This is a genomic window from Vibrio sp. Vb0349 (genome assembly GCF_033338975.1).
The window spans coordinates 1-19,616 of the sequence record NZ_JAWOTS010000010.1 but is presented as its reverse complement, the minus strand read 5'-3'; the positions used below and the strand labels follow the sequence as shown (position 1 = coordinate 19,616).

The following is a 19,616-nucleotide window of genomic DNA, read 5'->3' as shown; positions in this document are numbered from 1 at the left end:
TTAGCTTTGGTCCTGAGCGCTTGATAACGCTGATACACACCAAAAAGCAAAAGACTGAAAATCTTTTGCGGCTTGGCTCGATGGCGAATAGTGTTGAACGGTCGTCAGGTTTGCCACACATTCAAGCAATGCCGTATCTCGATGAATCGAAACAGGAATCAAGGATTCGCTAAGTTCCTTTTTCAGCACCAACATGAAATCACGACCAATTTCGGTTTCTGGCTGATACTTATTCACCAAAAAACGTAATTTGTCAGAGCGAAGCAATCTCGATAGCTCTTCATGTTGTAGCCAAGATTGAAGAGTGAGATAACTCAGGGCGTCTGCCGTTACCACCACCACAATCATATCCATTGAGTCGACAAAAGATCGCACTTCAGGATCAGTAAGCTCTGCTAAGTCGGCGTGAAAAAGCAGCCACTGTTCACCACGGTTTTCGCTCACTTGCAACGTCATTTCACCTAGCATTGACAGGTAGTGAGAACGCTCGTTAAAAAACGCTTTTAACTGCTCAGAATTCAGATGGCCAAACGGTAAAAAAAGTGCACCTTGTGGGCTTTCATAACCAGCCTGGGTCCAAGGTTTATCTGAAAGAAGTTGTTTCGCCCAGCCATCTTTCTCTTCCTGCGGCAAGCCAAGATGAGTTTGCAGTAAACTGTTAGGCACCACCTCAATGGCCAGTACTTGTTTGTTTATCTTAACTAATGCTTGTGCCAAGTTCGCAGCGACGGTCGTTGAGCCACAACCACCTTTTAAACTAACAAAAAGAAGGCGTTTCATATCGCTTCAGTCTCTAAACCTGTCTGCTTAATACGCACTTGAAACAGGGCATTACGAGCACCGTTGGCTTGAAAGACCAACCACTTATTTTTAGCTTGCACGTAAGACTCGTTTTCTGTTGTTTCAATATACTTATGTTGAGTTAAGTTATAAGAAGAGTAGATCGAATTAATATCTTTTGCAGACTCAGTCACAACATTTTTTTCACAATATAACGGTGTTTAAACTGCGGTAATGGCAATCCCGCCAATTACTCTTTGCAGTATAAATTCCATTGTTAAAAAATTGACGCATCGAACTATGCGTCTCATATTTACAGAATGCTAATGAATGTGAACAGGGCTGTTTATTAGTTCACATAATTAATAAATCCCTAAATGATGTTTGACTTCAGAAACAGGGGTTATGAAGGTGAATTGTAATTATCCATTTACGACATATAAGTGCAACAAATAATTTACAGCAAAATCATAGGCTTGAAAATTATTGAATTTAAACTTATAAACATCATATGAAGCAATGCTATAACTATTTTAATTTTTGATCAATTTCGTTTAATATCTTGGCGTCATTTTCTTGTCGCTAAGAAAAGTTAACATTGTAACGATTAGCATACAGCGGATTGTAAGCCACAACGCACAACGACAGTAAACCATTGAATATAAGGCCTTTTATGTCAGCAATCTCCGGGTTATCCGCTATTACTTCTGAAAAAGAGATAAGTTCTGTTTATGTAAACTTGTTTACACATAAGCAAATGGTCATTGATTATTTGTTCAGTACGCTACCAGAAAATAACAACACTTCACTTACAAGCTTTACAGACAAGGAAACTTTTTTGTCTGCATTGAATGATGAAGCCTTATGCAAATTCAATGAGTTATCCACACTCCATATTGAACAGTGTTTCTTTCTTAGCAACAAATTCACAAATAAAGCGCCGAACGCTATAAATCTTGTGAAAGACATTCGCCAAACAAATATAAAGAAACTCTCCACATATATATTAGTAGTTCCAGATTCACTATTATCATCAAGTGATGATTATTTCGTAAGTATTTTCCTACGAGACTTAAATGAACTAGCAAATAATAAAAAACTCACTATTAGTGTTTGTATATATGGGCATCTGACGACTTCACTATTAAAGCCCATTCTTATTTCTCATAATAGATACATCGCTGGCTTGGCGACCATGACATCATTAGATGATGCTCGCTACTGCTATCTTGTGGATTTTTGGTCCAATAAACACGGTGTAATTTCCCAAGACGAATACCTTCTCTCTAACACTAAAGATAAGAAGCTAAAAGCAACGTCTTACGAAACGCACCAGCCTCGTGCCATACAGGAAGACAAATCGGATAGTGATAGAATATATATCAGCAGAAGAGCCTTCAGAGAAAGCGAGAAAGCCCCAAAAGGGATGAGTATGGCTGAGAGTAATCAAGAGCTCATAGCGATGTTAAACAACCCTCGCTCTTCAACTATTGTTTTCAGCTGTGATAACCAAAGCGAAGTTCAACAGATCGCGTTAGATTGCTACCGTTTAAGGTCCGCGTATGGCCGTCAGCTAAAGATTATTGTCAGGGAGACCCAACAATGTCTGAGATATGCAGATGAAAAGTTCTTACTTCGCTCGGGGGCAAACTTCATTTCTCACGCGCAAATCCCACCAATGCGCTTTATGACTCAGGTTGAAGCAATTCAAGGCCAGATGCTTACACGCCCAATTCCTGACAGTTTAGAGGCGCTCTTAAAGTATGACCTTAAGTTTGGTAGCAAAGGCTACTTACAAAACCAGGACTTTAGCCAATACTGTATTGACGTCATTTCCCACTCAACACACTCAAATGTGAACTTTGCGCTTATCAAGCTGAACTTATTACCAGGTATGACGGCAGAGGAATGTTTACGTCTTTGCCATATTCGAAGAGATGGCGACGTTGTGACAGCCTGCAACAAAGCTCTATATGTCTTGTTCAGTGCTATTCGACATAGCGATATTGACATTGCACTCAACAATATATTTGAGTTCCCAGTGAGAGACTTATTTCACTCAACTCACACGTTTGATACTCAATTAGATATCGAAACAGAGTTAAAATTCATCGTTCAAGATGAAGCCGTCATATCCGACGACGTTTCAGCTCTGGCGACAGAGAGGAAAATATTCCATAACGCCATTAATTCTATGGTTGATGTTCCTCCTTTGTTTGCTGTGAAAAAAACCATTGAGCTCAAGGAACGTTCATGAATATTAACGATTTTTTACTGACCGTGTGTGTCAGTTCAGGTATTGGCCTACTCCTAGGATACTTTCTACGTGACCTAGTAAACGCTACCCGACGCTTTTACCACAAACACTTAAAACGCTCGCGCTATTTTGAGCTAGATACATCAGCCACTAACACCAAGAAGCTTAAGTAATGACATCGCATTCTCATGACTCTACCCCCCTCACTATAGGATTGGGCTGGTGGAACATTTACTTTATCGCAAAAACAGCGCTCTATTTTCAAGGAATCATCGATTTCCATCCAATGGAAAACTTTGCGCTGTTGATCTTCATCTTGCTTCCTATCTCGATGAAAAGCCTAAATGCGGTGCGCCATATCGTTTCATTTGTCGCCGCAGCGTGGCTCTTGCATTACGATTCTTATCTCCCTCCTCTAGACCGTCTTTGGGCTCAAGCAGGACAGTTAATGCAGTTTGAATTGAGTTATCTGGTCGAGCTTTTGGGACGATTTTTATCATTCCAAGCAATACTCGGATTGCTCGCTTTGTGTGGTGCGTACTTTATTTTGAGCAAGTTCGTTAGAGTTTCAGTCTTTGTGGTTATTGCGATGGTCTATATAAGTATTCCTATGACGACTGAACCTCAGACAACAGTGGCTGCAGAAGTAGCTCAACAACAGCCGACAACCGAGGTTACTGCTAGCAAACAACCTCAAATAACGGAAATTAATGATGCCAGTCTCAACACGTTAACTGCAGATTTCTTTTCTAAAGAAGCTTCTCGACGTGTGGCATTCGATACCAACAGCGCAATGGATGCTCCTTTCGATTTGTTGTTCTTGAGTATTTGCTCGGTCGCGTGGGATGACATCGAAATTGCAGGACTGGCCGATCATCCTCTATTCAAAGAATTTGACATCATGTTCGACAACTTTAGCTCTGCAACGTCATACAGCGGGCCTGCGGTCATTCGTCTGTTACGAGCCAATTGTGGTCAACAGGAACACAGTCAACTGTTCCAGCCAGCACCATCAAAGCAGTGCTACTTGTTCGAAAGTTTGAAAGAGCTAGGCTTCACAGAAAATTTACTGATGAACCACAATGGTGTCTTTGATAGCTTCCTTGAATTGATCAAAAAAGACGGCGACTTACAAGGGGCTCTTATGTCTCAAGAAGGCTTAACTCCTTACCAAAAATCTTTTGATGGCTCTTCGATCTTCCGCGATAAGCAAGTATTGGATAACTGGTGGCAGCAAAGACTTAACAGTAGTGACGACAAAGTCGTGGCACTCTACAACTCAATTTCACTACATGATGGCAACAGGATCATCAATACGAACTCAAGCACATCTATTGCTAGCTACAAAATGCGCCTTAAGAATTTGCTTGATGACCTCCACGCGTTCTTTAAAACCTTAGAGACCTCAAAACGCAACATCGTTGTCGCTTTGGTACCAGAACATGGTGGTGGTATGCGAGGAGACCGCATGCAAATTTCAGGTATGCGAGAAATTCCTGCACCGACAATCATTCATACACCGGTAGGAATTAAAATCTTCGGAGAAGGAATTCAGCGTCAGGGCGACACCGAACACGTAAGCGAGCCATCTAGCTATCTGGCATTGTCGCAGCTCGTTTCGAATATCCTGGATAAAAACATTTATCAAAGTAAGACGTTTAGCCCTTCAATATTGACAGAGAACCTACCAGAAACACGAATTGTCGCGCAGAACTCAGGCTCTACTGTGATTGAAGTACAAGGGAAGTATTATGTTTCTCTTGATGGTTCAAGTTGGATTGAATACCCCGCGAAATAGCGAGAATAAAACCATGCAATGACAAAGGCCGGTGTTTCCGGCCTTTGTCATATAAAAAACCAATAACCTCTCAAAGGTCTCAGAACTTCAATTGTCTATTGTCTATAAATAGGTAAAAATGGATCGAACATTATGCACTTAAGGGAATAACTCATGCCAATTGATTCACTGATCACCATCGGTATTTTCGTCGTTCTTGCTGTCGTTATCTTATCTTCAGCCATTAAAACGGTTCCGCAAGGAAACAACTGGACAGTTGAACGCTTCGGACGCTACACCCACACATTAAAGCCGGGTTTAAACTTGATCATTCCATTCGTTGATAAAGTTGGTCAAAAAGTAAATATGATGGAGCGCGTTCTCGATATTCCTGCGCAAGAGGTCATTTCAAAAGATAACGCTAACGTGGTTATTGACGCTGTCGGATTTGTTCAAGTGATCGATGCTGCCAAAGCGGCTTATGAAGTCAACGACTTAGAACACGCTATTAGAAACTTGACCCTTACCAACATTCGTACCGTTTTAGGTTCAATGGAACTGGACGAAATGCTGAGCCAACGCGACATGATCAACTCCAAGCTGTTGGCGATTGTTGACCAAGCAACAAACCCTTGGGGCGTAAAAGTCACACGAATTGAGATTAAAGATGTCCAGCCACCAGCCGATCTGACCGCTGCAATGAATGCGCAAATGAAAGCCGAGCGTAATAAGCGTGCGGAAATTCTTGAAGCAGAAGGGGTTCGCCAAGCTGAGATATTAAAGGCCGAAGGTCATAAACAATCAGAGATATTAAAAGCTGAAGGCGAAAAGCAGTCTGCTATTCTCCATGCAGAAGCACGTGAGCGTGCCGCGCAAGCAGAAGCAAAAGCGACTTACATGGTTTCCGAAGCCATTGCAAAAGGTGACATGCAAGCCGTCAATTACTTCATTGCACAGGGTTATACCGAAGCGATCAAGAGCATTGGTCAAGCCGAAAATGGTAAAATCATTATGCTTCCATTAGAAGCAACCGGACTAATGGGCTCGGTTGCAGGGATAGCAGAGATGTTTAAACAACAAGATAAAGAATAATTTATGGACTTTTTTAGTTTGTTGGAAGGTATCTCTTTCTGGCATTGGCTAGCGTTTGGCTTTGCTCTTTTAGCAGTTGAGCTACTTGGTACCGCTGGGTATTTTCTCTGGCTCGGGATGTCTGCACTTATCGTTGGAGCAATCATGACCGTTTTGCCAATGAGCTGGCAATTGCAATGGCTTTGCTTTGCAAGCTTCAGCTTAATCACCACCTGGCTTTGGTGGCGACGACAATGGTCTAAAGACAAGCAAGAAGACCAAGAAAGAGATCTGAACCAAAAGTACAAGCAGTTAATTGGGCGTACTCTTATCCTTGAAGAAGACTTTTCCGTCGGACTCAATCGCATCAAGGTAGCCGATACCACATGGTCCGCACAATCGGATCAAGCACTTCCAGCCGGTACCCGCGTAAGAGTCACTGATGTGGAAGGTATTATTTTAATCATTGAGCCTGATTCTAATTAATTTATGCCAAAGTAATGGGGCAAATCATGCTCCATTACTTTAATCTAAACAACTGCTTTCATTTCATTACCTTAATTAAAATCGAGAAAAAAATAAGTATTAGTAATATTATTAATACCCTACCTCCCATTTCCTATTATTTAATTATTCAACACACGACAATCAATAAGATAGAAATATATCTAGGTAAATTATCGATCTAAATTTATTTTAAAAAATAAAACTTTATTGAATTATTTTTTGATCTTTTTATCCTCGGATACATACTTAACGCATAAGCATTTAAGTTGAGTGCTTTTTATTTGGTAAGTAAGAGGATGTACTATGAATAAGCTTCTCTTTTTAATGATGTGCGGTATTTTTTCTTTTTCTTCCTTTGCCTACAACAACGGAAACGGCGGTACAACTAATTTGGGACCTATAGTCGAATGTAAGATGCCAAGTGGCGACGTTACGAATATTCCAAGTGAAATGTGTCGATTTAGAGGTGGGGAATGGGAATAGTAAAGAAGTAAGAGATTAGTTTGATATAAGAGCCCTTTTCAACCTTACCTTTCTGCGTAGTCACGGTTTATACAAGTACGTAGATATTTAAAGTTTATATTGAGGTGATGATTATGAGATTTTTATCTGGTCTATTAGTAATATCTTTTGCCATAATTCCGTTAACCACTCATGCTAATGGTGCATCCGGTGGTCGTACGTTAGGCCCAGAGATAAAGTGTGAGTTGCCAAACGGTAATGTACATATGTTGCCACCGTTATATTGCAAAATATACGACGGCCGAGAAGTGAAATAGAAAAGGAGCCTAGCGGCTCCTTTTATTATTTCACTAAGTATTAGTGGAAGCTGTAAGGGATAAGAACTTGTAGACGTAAGTCTGTTTCATCCGCATCGCCAGCACCTGCGTACTCATCACGTTCTAGGATTGTACCGTGTAAACGAATGGTAGAACCTTTAAGCGCGCCACTTTGTAGTGAGTAAGATACTGTTGCGTTAACTGCGTATTCGCTTTCGTAATCCCAGTCACCTGATGCTCCGCTTGCTGCAGAGTCAGCGCCAGTACCGTAACCAAAGCCTAGGTAGTAGTTCCAGCCGTTACCTTGGTTGTAAGATAGACGGTTGTACCATGCTAGCTCACCCGCTTTGTTCCAGTCAGATAGCGCGTCCCACCACTGAGACCAAGTACCATTGTTCATACCATATGTATGAATAGTACGAGGAACGAAGTCCGCACGGTTATCTGTGTCTGTGTAGCGCAACTCAGACATCCAAGCTAGCTTACCGAAAGATTGATTCAAAGATAGACCAGTGTGGAAACCTAGACCATCGTATTTCACATCATCGTCAACACCGTAGAAATCAAATGCTAGAGTTGTACGGTCACTAACAGTGTACTTCAAGTAAGCCTTGTAAGAAGTGTTGTCAGTTTCGTTGTGGTAGCTAGTCACTTGACCTGCCCCCCAGTCAACACCATTTGCATATTGAACGCCAGTTGCTTGGCCTAGGCCAAGTTGCATAAACAGGCTGTCAGTTAGGTTACCATTTAGACCTAGAGAGTGTAGGTAGCTCCATGAAGTGTCAGACCAAAGCGCTGGTGCGTAATCATCTTCGTGAAGCAGCCAAGGTGCTGTAAATTGGTCTGCGCCAAAGTAGCTTAGGTTGAAATCACCAAGTTTAGCGTTCAGTTCGAAACCACGGTAAGTACCAGGTACAAAGCTCCAAACGTTACCGATTGTACCGTTACCACCAGCCTGTAACATACCGAAACGAGCATTAAAGTTTTCGTTTGCTTTGAATTTCAGCGCTGCTTTGTAAACTTTAAGCTGCTGACCATCACCTGCACCCCAGTCTAGGTTGTTACAAGTTGAGATTTCGTTACATAGGTAGCCTTCGTTTGAATTGTAAAGACTATCGTTGTAAAGATCGCCAGAGTAGTAAGCCGCAACATCTGCGCCCACCCAACCATCGTGGTAGCCAGAAGTGAAGTCTAAAATTGCGTTGTAAGAAGAGTAGTTTAGACGACTCCAACGGTCACCATTTTCACCGCCGGGCTTACCTGTTGTACGAGTTCGTGAACGAGTATCAACTATGAATAATGCATTCAGACTTGAGTCTTGCATAAATTCGTTCACTTTCTCTACGTACTCGCCACCTGCTGCACTTTCAGTAGACGCTGTAGCTGGAGCGACAGCAACAACACCAAACATTGCTGCGGTTAACGCTGAAACCTTAAAAAATTTGTCCATGGAAAAACTCCTAAAAATGGATATAGCTGTATTTTTCTATCTCACCTTTAGTTGGCCGCCGAAGGAGAGAAGTAAATTCCTGATCAAACCTCATTATTTCTAATTTGGCTTTTTTTAGTTCCTGCATACACACCGTGTATCCACGTGATTAAGACTAACTTCGCAGCTAAAAACATCCAAATGGAACTTATTTTTTTTCTAAAAAAATATGAGCCACTCCAAAGTTCCATATAACTTATTGATCCAGATCTTATTTTTAACAACATCAACACAAGACAATAAATTATTATTTAAAATCAAACACTTAAATTGAACTTAAAAGTATCAACTTGAAGTCACTCGCAGACTAAAAAAGTCAAAAAAACCAATAACCCAAGGTTCGATCTTGATCACTGAAAAGAACAAAGGCATCAATTACTCAATAAAAAAACACTTAATTATGAACAAGAAAAAGCCCCGTATGCTTACCATACGGGGCTTTTAGTTATTTTTTAGCTTTTTTGAGAAGACTTAATTCATCAGTTCGAGTAAGTCTTGTTCTGTTTTAATTTCGATACCCAGTTCTTGTGCCTTTGCGAGCTTCGAACCTGCATTTTCACCAGCAAACAAAATATCGGTTTTCTTAGAAACACTACCCGTCACTTTAGCCCCCAGTGCTTGGAGGGCTTCTTTGGCTTCTGTACGCCCCAGTTGAGAAAGTGTTCCCGTTAATACTACTGTTTTACCTTCTAATGGTAATTCCCCCACCTGCTCAGTAGTATTAATCTCTGGCCAATGAATTCCTTGTTCAAGCAAATCTTTAACCACCGCTTGGTTCTGTTCTTCACTAAAGAAAGTCGTAATATGTTGAGCAACCACAGCACCGATGTCTTGCACTTCAATCAACTGCTCTTCGGTAGCATTTTGGATCGCTCCCAACGTTTTAAAGTGCATTGCTAAGTTTGCTGCGGTTGCCTCGCCAACTTCACGGATCCCCAGTGAATACAAAAACCGAGGTAAAGTTGTTTCTTTGGATTTTTCTAACGCATTCACAATATTCTGCGCAGACTTTGGCCCCATGCGATCTAGTACGGTTAAAATCCCCGCTGATAACTTAAACAAGTCAGCAGGAGTTTTCACCATCTCACGATCAACAAGCTGCTCGATCACTTTATCGCCTAAACCGTCAACGTCTAACGCTTTACGAGAAACAAAGTGTTTTAGCGCTTGTTTGCGTTGGGCTTGGCAAACTAAGCCCCCCATACAACGTGTTACCGCTTCTCCTTCGATCCGCTCAACATGCGAACCACAAACAGGACACTGAGTTGGGAAAACAATATCTCGAGCTGTTTCTGGTCGACGCTCTTTGATGACAGATACGACTTGCGGAATAACATCGCCAGCACGGCGGATCACAACGTGATCACCAATCTTGACCTGCAGACGTTCTATCTCATCTGCGTTATGAAGCGTCGCATTACTTACCGTTACCCCGCCAACAAATACAGGCTCTAGCTTAGCAACAGGTGTAATCGCACCAGTGCGACCGACTTGGAACTCCACTTCATTCAGTGTCGTCATTTCTTCCTGTGCTGGAAATTTGTAGGCAATCGCCCAACGTGGAGCGCGAGCAACAAACCCCAGACGCTCTTGCACGGCAATATCGTCAATTTTAATAACGACACCATCGATCTCATAAGGGAGGGCATCACGACGCTGCAATATATCTTGGTAGTAAGCTTTTACATCCGCCAAGCTTTCAACTCGCTTAGTTTCCGGACACATTGGCAGTCCCCAAGATTTGATTTGCAAAAAGCGTTCGTAATGACTTGCTGCCAATTCTGCGCCTTGCACCACGCCTACACTGTATGCATAGAAGCTAAGCGGACGAGAAGCCGTAATACGTGAATCCAATTGTCGTAAGCTACCTGCCGCAGCGTTACGTGGATTCACAAAGATTTTCTCGCCTTTCTTCCTTGCTAATTCATTGAGCTTTTCAAACCCAGCTTTCGGCATAAAGACTTCACCACGAACTTCAAGACGATTTGGCCAGTCATTACCCCTGAGTTTTAAAGGAATAGCTTTAATCGTACGCACATTCTCTGTGATGTTTTCACCCGTAGTACCATCGCCTCGAGTGGCCGCCTGAACTAACACGCCATTCTCATATAACAAACTTACGGCGAGTCCATCCAATTTAGGCTCACAACAGTATTCTTTCACACTCAGGCTGCCCACGCGCTCTTGTGCGCGCTTGTGGAAACTATCGAGTTCACTATCATCAAACGCGTTATCAAGCGAAAGCATCGGTACTTCATGTGTCACTTGGCTAAACGCAGAGAGAGGCTGTCCACCGACACGTTGGCTTGGCGAGTCTACGGTTATTAAGTCAGGGTTCTCAGATTCAATATCCAGTAACTCTCGCATTAAACGGTCGTACTCGGCATCAGGGATCTCTGGGTTATCTTCCACGTAGTAACGCACAGCGTGGTAATGCAACGACTCTTTTAGTTCTTCTAGTCGCTGAAGTACTGATTCAGACATAGTAAAGCCCCGTGTATTTTCAATCGGTGAGGTTGGGAAATCCAAGAAAAAGGGCTCCATCCGGAGCCCTATTATTATTTGCTGTTAAGATTATGCGTTAGCGGCATTAAACTCAACTATTTGACGTCGATAAGATGCTAAACGATCTGGCGTCATTAAGTTGCGCTGGTCATCAAGTACGTTACCACCTAAATCATCAGCAATTTGCTGCGCAGTTCGGAGCATTAAGTTGAAGTTCTGTTCAGCCTCGCCATAACAAGGCAATGTCATGAAGAATGAAATACCCTTCGTTGTAAACTCAGCAGGATCAGCATGTTCAAACGTACCAGGGTGCATCATATTAGCGACGCTAAACAGCACTTTGCCGTTACCGGACAAGTCGACATGACGGTGGAAAATATCCATCTCGCCATAAATTAGACCGTTTTGTTGCATACTTTCAAATAAAGCAGTACCAACAAATGGCTCTTCACCAGCACAGTGCACATTCAATACAATCACTTGCATTTCAGGTTCTGGCTTTGGCTCTTCCTTAGGCTCTGCAACGACAGGCTCACTAACCGTTTCGACTTGCTGTTCTTTCTCCGTAATATCAAACGCGGCGGGAATAGCGTCTTCTTCCACAGCGGGTTGGAATGGCTCTTCAGCTACTGTTGCTTGAACAACAGGCTCAACGTCCTCTTCTTTATCTTTTTCTGCAACAAATGAAGGGATGTCATCCGGCTCCTGCTGCGTCTGTTTGACTTCAGATGGGCCACCGAATAACGGGTCAGATTCAAACTTGTTGTCGAAAGAATTCGCCATCCCAAAATCTGGTTCTTTGCGATCTTTGCGAATGATCTCAAAGTCATCTTCAGGAGCGGGAGCGAAGTCTCGTTCTTTCTCAACAAGATCATTTTTGTCTTCTTGGTCAACATCCAGCTTACCAAGTGGCTTGTTACCAAACTTTGCTTTGCCTTCTTTTTTACTGCTCCATAAACCATGAAACAGTAATGCCGCGATGGCTAATGCGCCAACAACAATGAGTACGAATCGCAATTCCTGCATTATTTACTCTCAATATACTTGTTTTTACTACTCGCAGTTCCTTGAGCAGCAACCCAAGTGCAATAAATCTGAATGATACGTTTACTTTACCAAAACTATATGTAGATTTAGAACAACTTAATGCAAGAAGTTCCGTTTTTTGTTGTGATTCTTGCCACGATTCCACTTAACAAGACGTCATTTGTCAGGGCATTGAAAGAAAAGTCCTCACAGGTACAATGAGTTTTCATTTACACGAAGCCAAAATAGACATGAAGCAAAACAATCAGCAGAGAACCGGGTTCGGTTATTTTCTATACGGGATACAATTGGCACTTGCCCCTAAAATCAGGCGCTTTGTCATCTTACCTCTACTTGCAAATATCTTGCTTGTAGGTGGTGCCATCTTCTATCTATTTTCAAACCTTAATATATGGATAGAAGGCTGGATTGGGCAGCTGCCTGAGTTTTTATCCTGGTTAACTTACATTCTTTGGCCTTTACTCGCTCTGACGATACTCGCTACCTTCTCCTATTTTTTCAGCACGCTCGCGAACTTTATCGCCGCGCCATTCAATGGCCTCTTGGCTGAAAAAGTGGAAGAGTACTTAACGGGACAAAAAGTAAATGATGATGGTTTCACTGCCGTCCTGAAAGATGTTCCTCGCGTTTTAGCTCGTGAGTGGAGAAAGCTCCTTTACATATTACCTAAAGCAATAGGCCTATTCCTATTATTGCTCATCCCTGCCCTTGGACAAACAGTAGGCCCATTTTTATGGTTTATCTTTACCGCCTGGATGCTCGCGATTCAATATTGTGATTACCCGTTTGATAACCATAAAATCCCATTTAACGACATGCGTTACAAATTGAAACAAAAGCAAGGTAAAGCCTATGGCTTTGGTGTGTTGGTTTCAGTATTTACAACGATTCCAATTTTGAACCTCATTGTCATGCCTGTAGCAATATGTGGTGCAACCGCGATGTGGGTCGCGGAGTTTAAGCACCAACGATAGTCGATTAGAGATTAAGGAAAGGGATCAGCGCCAGCTTTTCCCTTTTCTTTTATCAAGTTCTGGGCCAACCTAATAAGATATAACTTTTTAATCCTTTTCCCTTTTTTTCATACCGCATATTCTTCTATCCATATTCACACAACGTGTAATGAAGGAACATCACTATGAGCAAAATCTACGAAGATAACTCTCTTACTATTGGTAATACACCTCTCGTTCGTCTAAACAAAGTAAGCAACGGCAAAGTTCTTGCGAAAATTGAAGCGCGTAACCCTAGCTTCAGTGTTAAGTGCCGTATCGGTGCAAACATGATTTGGGAAGCAGAGAAAGCGGGGCTTCTTAAGCCAGGTGTAGAGCTTGTAGAACCTACCAGTGGTAACACAGGTGTTGCTCTAGCATTCGTAGCGGCCGCTCGCGGTTACAAGCTAACATTGACCATGCCTGAATCAATGAGCCTAGAACGCCGTAAGCTACTTAAAGCACTGGGCGCAAACCTTGAGCTGACTGAAGCGGCGAAAGGCATGAAAGGGGCGATTGCTAAAGCAGAAGAAATCGTAGCAAGCAACCCTGAGAAATACCTACTTCTTCAACAATTTGACAACCCTGCGAACCCAGAGATCCACGAAAAGACTACGGGCCCTGAGATTTGGGAAGCGACAGACGGTGAAATCGACGTATTCGTTGCTGGTGTTGGTACGGGCGGTACTATCACAGGTACAAGCCGTTACATCAAAGGTGAAAAAGGCAAAGCCATCACTTCTGTTGCAGTTGAGCCAGCAGAGTCTCCGGTTATTGCACAAGCACTTGCTGGCGAAGAAATCCAACCTGCCCCACACAAAATTCAAGGTATCGGTGCTGGTTTCATCCCTGGTAACCTCGATTTAGACATTATTGACCGTGTTGAGCAAGTTACCTCAGAAGAAGCGATTGAGATGGCTCGTCGCCTAATGGAAGAGGAAGGTATCCTAGCTGGTATCTCATCTGGCGCAGCGGTTGTTGCAGCGAACCGACTTGCGGAACTACCTGAATTTGAAGGAAAAACAATTGTAACTGTCTTGCCAAGTTCCGGTGAGCGTTACCTAAGTACAGCACTCTTTGCAGGTATCTTTACCGAAAAAGAGAACCAACAATAATATGTGTTCAAATCAATTTTTAGTTTAAAAAAGCCCCGTTTAGGGGCTTTTTTGTTGATCCCTGCCCTACCTTTGGTAATATCAGGGTGTTTTATTTCTAGCTTCAAAATAAAGAAGCAGAACACAAAAAGGTTTCAAAGTGATTACGCACGCAAACAGTTGCGTAGTTACCAAACTTTTGACTAGTATCAGAACTGACGCGCTTTGAACTCTTCCCGTGCTAGCGCACAAGATGTAAAGCAGTTAAGCTAAAATCTGGTCACAAACTAACAAAAAAATACATTTATTGGGGTATATCACATGTACGAGAAGCAAGTAGAAATCACAGCAGAAAACGGCCTTCACACTCGTCCAGCTGCACAGTTTGTTAAAGAAGCAAAAGCATTCGACGCAGACATCACTGTGACTTCTAACGGTAAAAGCGCTAGCGCTAAGAGCCTGTTCAAACTACAAACACTAGGCCTAGTAAAAGGTACTCAAGTTACTATTTCTGCTGAAGGCCCACAAGCTCAGCAAGCAGTTGACCACCTAGTTGCTCTAATGGACCAACTACACTAATCCGGTCTCCTACTCCAGAAGCCATTTTGTGAAAGCAAAATGGCTTCGTTGGAAATAGGCTCAAAACTAAGCTAAAACTATTCGTTAGCGCACCCATTATTCTCCCGTTTTATAAAGTTGACCAAACTTAAGGTAAGGCTATGATTTCAGGCATCCTAGCATCTCCTGGTATTGCAATCGGTAAAGCACTACTACTTCAAGAAGATGAAATTGTCCTAAACACAAACACTATTTCTGACGATCAAGTAGAAGCTGAAGTTCAGCGTTTCTTTGACGCTCGTAACAAATCTGCAGCTCAGCTAGAAACTATCAAGCAAAAAGCGCTTGAAACGTTTGGCGAAGAAAAAGAAGCGATCTTTGAAGGTCACATCATGCTTCTTGAAGACGAAGAGCTAGAAGAGGAAATCCTAGCACTTATCAAAAACGACAAGATGACTGCTGATCACGCTATCCACTCAGTGATCGAAGAGCAAGCATGTGCTCTTGAGTCTCTAGACGACGAATACTTAAAAGAGCGTGCAACTGACATCCGCGATATCGGTTCTCGTTTTGTTAAGAACGCACTAGGCATCAACATTGTTTCGCTTAGCGATATCAACGAAGAAGTAATTCTTGTTGCTTACGACCTAACGCCATCTGAAACTGCACAAATCAACCTAGACTACGTGCTTGGTTTTGCTTGTGATATCGGCGGTCGTACATCTCACACTTCAATCATGGCTCGCTCACTTGAGCTTCCAGCTATCGTTGGTACTAACGACATCACGAAGAAAGTTAAGAATGGCGACATGCTGATTCTTGACGCAATGAACAACAAGATTGTTGTTAACCCATCAGAAGCTGAGCTAGAAGAAGCGAAAGCGGTTAAAGCAGCATTCCTAGCTGAAAAAGAAGAGCTAGCGAAACTGAAAGACCTACACGCAGAAACGACTGACGGTCACCGTGTAGAAGTTTGCGGTAACATCGGTACAGTGAAAGACTGTGACGGTATCCTTCGTAACGGCGGTGAAGGTGTTGGTCTGTACCGTACTGAATTCCTATTTATGGACCGTACTGCGCTACCAACTGAAGAAGAACAGTACCAAGCGTACAAAGAAGTTGCGGAAGCAATGAACGGTCAAGCTGTGATCATCCGTACTATGGATATCGGCGGCGATAAAGATCTCCCATACATGGATCTTCCAAAAGAGATGAACCCATTCCTAGGCTGGCGCGCTGTACGTATCAGTCTAGATCGTCGTGAAATCCTTCGTGATCAGCTACGTGGCATCCTACGTGCTTCTGCACACGGCAAACTGCGTATCATGTTCCCAATGATCATCTCTGTCGAAGAAATCCGTGAGCTTAAGAAAGCGATCGAAGAGTACAAAGAAGAGCTACGCGCTGAAGGCCACGCGTTCGACGAAAACATCGAAATCGGTGTTATGGTTGAAACTCCTGCTGCTGCTGCGATCGCACACCACTTAGCGAAGGAAGTGTCTTTCTTCTCTATCGGTACAAACGACCTAACTCAGTACACGCTAGCGGTTGACCGTGGTAACGAGATGATTTCTCACCTATACAACCCATTATCACCAGCTGTACTTACTGTGATCAAGCAAGTTATCGACGCTTCTCACGCAGAAGGTAAATGGACTGGTATGTGTGGTGAACTTGCAGGTGACGAGCGTGCAACACTTCTACTTCTAGGTATGGGTCTGGACGAGTTCTCAATGAGCGGCATTTCAATCCCTAAAGTGAAGAAAGTAGTTCGTAACTCTAACTTCGCAGAAGTGAAAGCAATGGCTGAAGAAGCCCTTTCTCTACCGACAGCAGAAGAAATCGAAGCCGTGGTAGAAAAGTTTATTGCTGAGAAAGCTCAGTAATCGGTAGTACCAAGTAATTCAATACTTAATGGCCATTAGACGGCGAAAAAAGTCGTCTAATGAGCTATATTGGTATACTATAATTCGACAGAATAAAACCAAACCTTAGGAGCATGACACAATGGGTCTGTTTGACAAACTTAAGAAGCTTGTATCTGATGACAGCGCTGACGCTGGTGCTATCGAAATCATCGCGCCACTTTCTGGTGAGATTGTAAACATCGAAGACGTGCCAGATGTTGTTTTCGCTGAGAAAATCGTTGGTGACGGTATTGCTATCAAGCCAGCAGGCAACAAAATGGTAGCTCCTGTAAACGGTACTATCGGTAAGATCTTCGAAACTAACCATGCGTTCTCTATCGAGTCTGACGACGGTGTTGAGCTTTTCGTTCACTTCGGTATCGACACAGTTGAACTAAAAGGCGAAGGCTTCACGCGTATCGCTGAAGAAGGTCAAACTGTTAAAGCTGGCGACACTGTAATTGAATTCGATCTAGCTCTTCTAGAAGAGAAAGCGAAGTCAACGCTAACTCCAGTTGTTATCTCTAACATGGACGAAATCAAAGAGCTAAACAAGCTTTCTGGTTCTGTAACTGTTGGTGAAACTCCAGTTCTACGTGTAACTAAGTAATTTTTACTTAATCGAACACGAAAAAACGCTGCCATTGGCAGCGTTTTTTATTACCTGAAATTTTGTTTCTAATCGACTTACATCAATGAAATCCGCTCAGCTAAGTAATCCAAGTGCCGAACTCGGCCTTTGCTTTGCCTGAGCCAATAACGCTGTTGTCGCATCTTGGAGCACTTGAGAACGCACCATTTCCGTAGATTCTCTTGCGAAGTCTGTATCTCTTATTCGACTCTTGGATTCTGTAACACTCCGATTCACAGTATTTAAGTTATCCATCGAGCCGTTTACACGGTTCTGAAAGCTGCCAATTTCACTTCGGTGCGAATCAACGTACTTAATTGCTGCATCAATCACCCCAACTGAAAGCTGAGCCTTACCTGCCGTCGACATATCGATGTCATCCATTGTGACTAATTGACCAGCGCTCACATCAAGCTCATCCGCTAAACTCCCTTCGAGAACCACACCCTCTGGCGCCTTCATCGTAGAAGCGAAGAATTGCAGTTCGTTGTTTTCCGTTACTGAAGCATTCACTATCGATTGTTGAGCATTGATGTAAGTGGCGACCTGTTCTATACGGTCACCCAATTTGAGTCCAATGGATTCCGTTTGGGTTTGCCCTTTACTGTCTTGATATTCGACTTTTAGGGTTTGGTTATCTTTAGTGACTCGCCAATCTTTATCGACCGCATCACCAACATAATGCTGCCCTCCCATCTCTGGGATATGGCTACGCATGTTACGTAACGTCAAAGAGATTGAATTAGCGTTCGCGCCAATATGGAAACTTTGTGAACCGTAAGATCCATCAAACAGGTTTTTATCCGCAAATGTTGTCGTGATCGCGACACGATCAAGCTCATCTTGCAGCGCTACGACCTCATATTGAATACTTTGCCGATCACTTGAGTCATAACTGCCGTTTGCTGCTTGAAGCCCCAGAGAGCGTAAGCGTTGCAATATGTCACTGCTTTCGTGCAATGCTCCCTCCGCTGTTTGAGCAACAGAAAAAGCGTCGTGCGCATTTCTTAAGGCGACATCAAGCCCTCTCGTTTGTACATGGAGAGTATTCGATATCTGTAAACCTGCCGCATCATCGCTCGCCGAGTTGATTCGAAACCCCGAAGTTAGGTTGCGTTGTGACTCAACATTTTGCGCAGCTGCTTGACTCAGGTGTCTCTGCGCCACCATCGCAGAAACATTGGAATTTAAAGAGATCATCTAATCGATATGAGTGCCTTATCGAACATACTGTCAGGACACATCTGAATCGTTATAGCCAATAAGCAAAAAGCCAGGGATGAGCCTGGCTTTGGTTTCTTGCTTTGTTAAATTGATTAACCTAGCAGACTTAGCGCTGAGTTAGGCGCTTGTTTCGCTTGCGCTAGGATTGAGCTTGACGCTTGCGATAGAATTTGTGATTTGGTCATTGCCGTCGTTTCTTTCGCGAAGTCAGTATCTTTGATACGGCTCTTAGACGCATTCACGTTCTCGTTAATGTTGTCCAAGTTGCTGATTGCGTGGTTGAAACGGTTCTGGAAAGCACCTAGCTCTGCGCGGTGGCTGTCTACATATTTCAGTGCCGCATCGATGATGGCAACAGATTCTTGTGCGCCACCAACTGAGGTTACGTCGATAGTATCTACCGTTACCTTTTTGCCTTCGCCCAAACCTAGTTCACCAGATAGACCACCTGAAAACTCGACCTCGCCCTCAACTTTGTTGTTGCCAGCGAAGATTTGCAGTTTACCATCTTGGTCTACTGATGCTTTCACTAGGTCAGTTTGGCCGTTAATGTAAGTCGCAAGCTCTTCGATATCGTCACCCGCTTTTGCGCTGATGTTGATTTCTTGCTCTTGGCCGTAGCTGTCCGTTAGGTTGATTTTTAGGTCATTCTTACCTTCAGCAACGTTCCAATCTTTACCTTTACCGCTTTCTGCTTGGTAGCTTACACCGCCCATCATTTTGTTGTCTGAGCGCATGTCTTTTAGCTCAAGCATTACCGCTTCGCCGTTATCCGCACCGATTTGGAACGATTTCGCGCCGTGAGTACCGTTTAGCAGCTTGTTACCACCGAAAGAGGTTGTTTCTGCGATACGGTTTAGTTCGTCGTTTAGCGCGGTCACTTCTTCTTGAATCGCAACACGTTCTGCTTTCGAGTTTGAGCCGTTTGCTGATTGCAGAGACAAGTCACGCATACGTTGAAGAATATTAGTGGTCTCATTCATTGCACCTTCAGCAGT

At 43.0% G+C, this 19,616-nt stretch carries 17 protein-coding genes; 11 read left to right on the top strand and 6 right to left on the bottom strand.

The genetic code is table 11. The features are described from left to right. Positions 1-780, bottom strand: coding sequence for a cellulose biosynthesis protein BcsQ (gene bcsQ, locus R7Q47_RS12935; RefSeq protein WP_021484815.1), 780 nt, complete (start codon positions 778-780; stop codon positions 1-3). A 673-nt stretch (positions 781-1,453) separates the two neighbouring features. On the opposite strand from bcsQ, the gene bcsE reads away from it, so the two are divergent. The 6 genes from bcsE to R7Q47_RS12905 all read left to right on the top strand — a co-directional run bounded on the left by bcsE (position 1,454) and on the right by R7Q47_RS12905 (position 6,875). Continuing rightward, positions 1,454-3,037: a cellulose biosynthesis protein BcsE gene (gene bcsE, locus R7Q47_RS12930; protein ID WP_213874626.1), complete on the top strand. Its 1,584-nt coding sequence runs from the start codon at positions 1,454-1,456 to the stop codon at positions 3,035-3,037. Continuing rightward, positions 3,034-3,210: a hypothetical protein gene (locus R7Q47_RS12925; RefSeq protein ID WP_213874625.1), complete on the top strand. Its 177-nt coding sequence runs from the start codon at positions 3,034-3,036 to the stop codon at positions 3,208-3,210. The genes bcsE and R7Q47_RS12925 overlap by 4 nt, the downstream gene beginning before the upstream one ends. Further along, a complete protein-coding gene (gene bcsG / locus R7Q47_RS12920; RefSeq protein ID WP_318089105.1) occupies positions 3,210-4,835 on the top strand; it encodes a cellulose biosynthesis protein BcsG in 1,626 nt (541 codons plus the stop codon). Before R7Q47_RS12925 ends, bcsG begins: the two co-directional genes overlap by 1 nt. A 153-nt stretch (positions 4,836-4,988) precedes the next feature. Next, entirely contained in the window at positions 4,989-5,906 is a 918-nt protein-coding gene (locus R7Q47_RS12915) for an SPFH domain-containing protein (RefSeq protein ID WP_005382060.1), read from the top strand. A gap of 3 nt (positions 5,907-5,909) precedes the next feature. Beyond that, a complete protein-coding gene (locus R7Q47_RS12910; protein ID WP_167415062.1) occupies positions 5,910-6,371 on the top strand; it encodes an NfeD family protein in 462 nt (153 codons plus the stop codon). A gap of 324 nt (positions 6,372-6,695) precedes the next feature. Beyond that, positions 6,696-6,875: a hypothetical protein gene (locus R7Q47_RS12905; protein WP_086046573.1), complete on the top strand. Its 180-nt coding sequence runs from the start codon at positions 6,696-6,698 to the stop codon at positions 6,873-6,875. Positions 6,876-7,211: 336 nt separating this feature from the next. Here R7Q47_RS12905 and R7Q47_RS12900 read toward each other — a convergent pair whose 3' ends face one another. The 3 genes from R7Q47_RS12900 to zipA form a co-directional block, all read right to left on the bottom strand. Beyond that, positions 7,212-8,621, bottom strand: coding sequence for a hypothetical protein (locus R7Q47_RS12900; protein ID WP_005382055.1), 1,410 nt, complete (start codon positions 8,619-8,621; stop codon positions 7,212-7,214). 510 nt (positions 8,622-9,131) lie between these two features. Continuing rightward, positions 9,132-11,144, bottom strand: coding sequence for an NAD-dependent DNA ligase LigA (ligA, locus tag R7Q47_RS12895; protein WP_318089102.1), 2,013 nt, complete (start codon positions 11,142-11,144; stop codon positions 9,132-9,134). Positions 11,145-11,234: 90 nt separating this feature from the next. Beyond that, positions 11,235-12,191, bottom strand: coding sequence for a cell division protein ZipA (gene zipA / locus R7Q47_RS12890; protein WP_065274252.1), 957 nt, complete (start codon positions 12,189-12,191; stop codon positions 11,235-11,237). A gap of 251 nt (positions 12,192-12,442) precedes the next feature. Between zipA and cysZ the strand changes: the two genes are divergently transcribed. The 5 genes from cysZ (at position 12,443) to crr (ending at position 17,373) form a co-directional block, all read left to right on the top strand. Next, the gene (cysZ, locus tag R7Q47_RS12885; RefSeq protein ID WP_025998633.1) at positions 12,443-13,186 is read left to right on the top strand and encodes a sulfate transporter CysZ; all 744 of its coding nucleotides are present in this window, start codon (positions 12,443-12,445) and stop codon (positions 13,184-13,186) included. Between the two features lie 164 nt (positions 13,187-13,350). Next, on the top strand, positions 13,351-14,319 hold the full coding sequence (gene cysK / locus R7Q47_RS12880; RefSeq protein WP_047009545.1) for a cysteine synthase A: 969 nt from the start codon (positions 13,351-13,353) through the stop codon (positions 14,317-14,319). Positions 14,320-14,619: 300 nt separating this feature from the next. After that, positions 14,620-14,877, top strand: a complete 258-nt coding sequence (locus R7Q47_RS12875; protein ID WP_005382043.1) for an HPr family phosphocarrier protein — start codon at positions 14,620-14,622, stop codon at positions 14,875-14,877. Positions 14,878-15,017: 140 nt separating this feature from the next. Continuing rightward, complete coding sequence (ptsI, locus tag R7Q47_RS12870; protein WP_005389298.1) at positions 15,018-16,742, top strand: phosphoenolpyruvate-protein phosphotransferase PtsI; 1,725 nt, start codon at positions 15,018-15,020, stop codon at positions 16,740-16,742. 121 nt (positions 16,743-16,863) lie between these two features. Further along, a complete protein-coding gene (gene crr, locus R7Q47_RS12865) occupies positions 16,864-17,373 on the top strand; it encodes a PTS glucose transporter subunit IIA (RefSeq protein WP_005382041.1) in 510 nt (169 codons plus the stop codon). Positions 17,374-17,469: 96 nt separating this feature from the next. Here the strand turns inward: crr and R7Q47_RS12860 are convergent, their stop codons facing one another. Both R7Q47_RS12860 and R7Q47_RS12855 read right to left on the bottom strand, forming a co-directional pair. After that, positions 17,470-18,594 (bottom strand): flagellin, encoded by a 1,125-nt coding sequence (locus R7Q47_RS12860; RefSeq protein WP_137281775.1) that lies wholly within the window; start codon positions 18,592-18,594, stop codon positions 17,470-17,472. A 116-nt stretch (positions 18,595-18,710) separates the two neighbouring features. After that, positions 18,711-19,616, bottom strand: a 906-nt coding sequence (locus tag R7Q47_RS12855; protein ID WP_318089099.1) for a flagellin, incomplete at its 5' end; no start/stop codon positions are given.

Excerpts from the sequence above, each read along its gene's own strand:
- bcsQ (WP_021484815.1), bottom strand. The coding sequence starts at position 780 with ATGAAACGCCTTCTTTTTGTTAGTTTAAAAGGTGGTTGTGGCTCAACG.
- bcsE (WP_213874626.1), top strand. The coding sequence starts at position 1,454 with ATGTCAGCAATCTCCGGGTTATCCGCTATTACTTCTGAAAAAGAGATA.
- R7Q47_RS12925 (WP_213874625.1), top strand. The coding sequence starts at position 3,034 with ATGAATATTAACGATTTTTTACTGACCGTGTGTGTCAGTTCAGGTATT.
- bcsG (WP_318089105.1), top strand. The coding sequence starts at position 3,210 with ATGACATCGCATTCTCATGACTCTACCCCCCTCACTATAGGATTGGGC.
- R7Q47_RS12915 (WP_005382060.1), top strand. The coding sequence starts at position 4,989 with ATGCCAATTGATTCACTGATCACCATCGGTATTTTCGTCGTTCTTGCT.
- R7Q47_RS12910 (WP_167415062.1), top strand. The coding sequence starts at position 5,910 with ATGGACTTTTTTAGTTTGTTGGAAGGTATCTCTTTCTGGCATTGGCTA.
- R7Q47_RS12905 (WP_086046573.1), top strand. The coding sequence starts at position 6,696 with ATGAATAAGCTTCTCTTTTTAATGATGTGCGGTATTTTTTCTTTTTCT.
- R7Q47_RS12900 (WP_005382055.1), bottom strand. The coding sequence starts at position 8,621 with ATGGACAAATTTTTTAAGGTTTCAGCGTTAACCGCAGCAATGTTTGGT.
- ligA (WP_318089102.1), bottom strand. The coding sequence starts at position 11,144 with ATGTCTGAATCAGTACTTCAGCGACTAGAAGAACTAAAAGAGTCGTTG.
- zipA (WP_065274252.1), bottom strand. The coding sequence starts at position 12,191 with ATGCAGGAATTGCGATTCGTACTCATTGTTGTTGGCGCATTAGCCATC.
- cysZ (WP_025998633.1), top strand. The coding sequence starts at position 12,443 with ATGAAGCAAAACAATCAGCAGAGAACCGGGTTCGGTTATTTTCTATAC.
- cysK (WP_047009545.1), top strand. The coding sequence starts at position 13,351 with ATGAGCAAAATCTACGAAGATAACTCTCTTACTATTGGTAATACACCT.
- R7Q47_RS12875 (WP_005382043.1), top strand. The coding sequence starts at position 14,620 with ATGTACGAGAAGCAAGTAGAAATCACAGCAGAAAACGGCCTTCACACT.
- ptsI (WP_005389298.1), top strand. The coding sequence starts at position 15,018 with ATGATTTCAGGCATCCTAGCATCTCCTGGTATTGCAATCGGTAAAGCA.
- crr (WP_005382041.1), top strand. The coding sequence starts at position 16,864 with ATGGGTCTGTTTGACAAACTTAAGAAGCTTGTATCTGATGACAGCGCT.
- R7Q47_RS12860 (WP_137281775.1), bottom strand. The coding sequence starts at position 18,594 with ATGATCTCTTTAAATTCCAATGTTTCTGCGATGGTGGCGCAGAGACAC.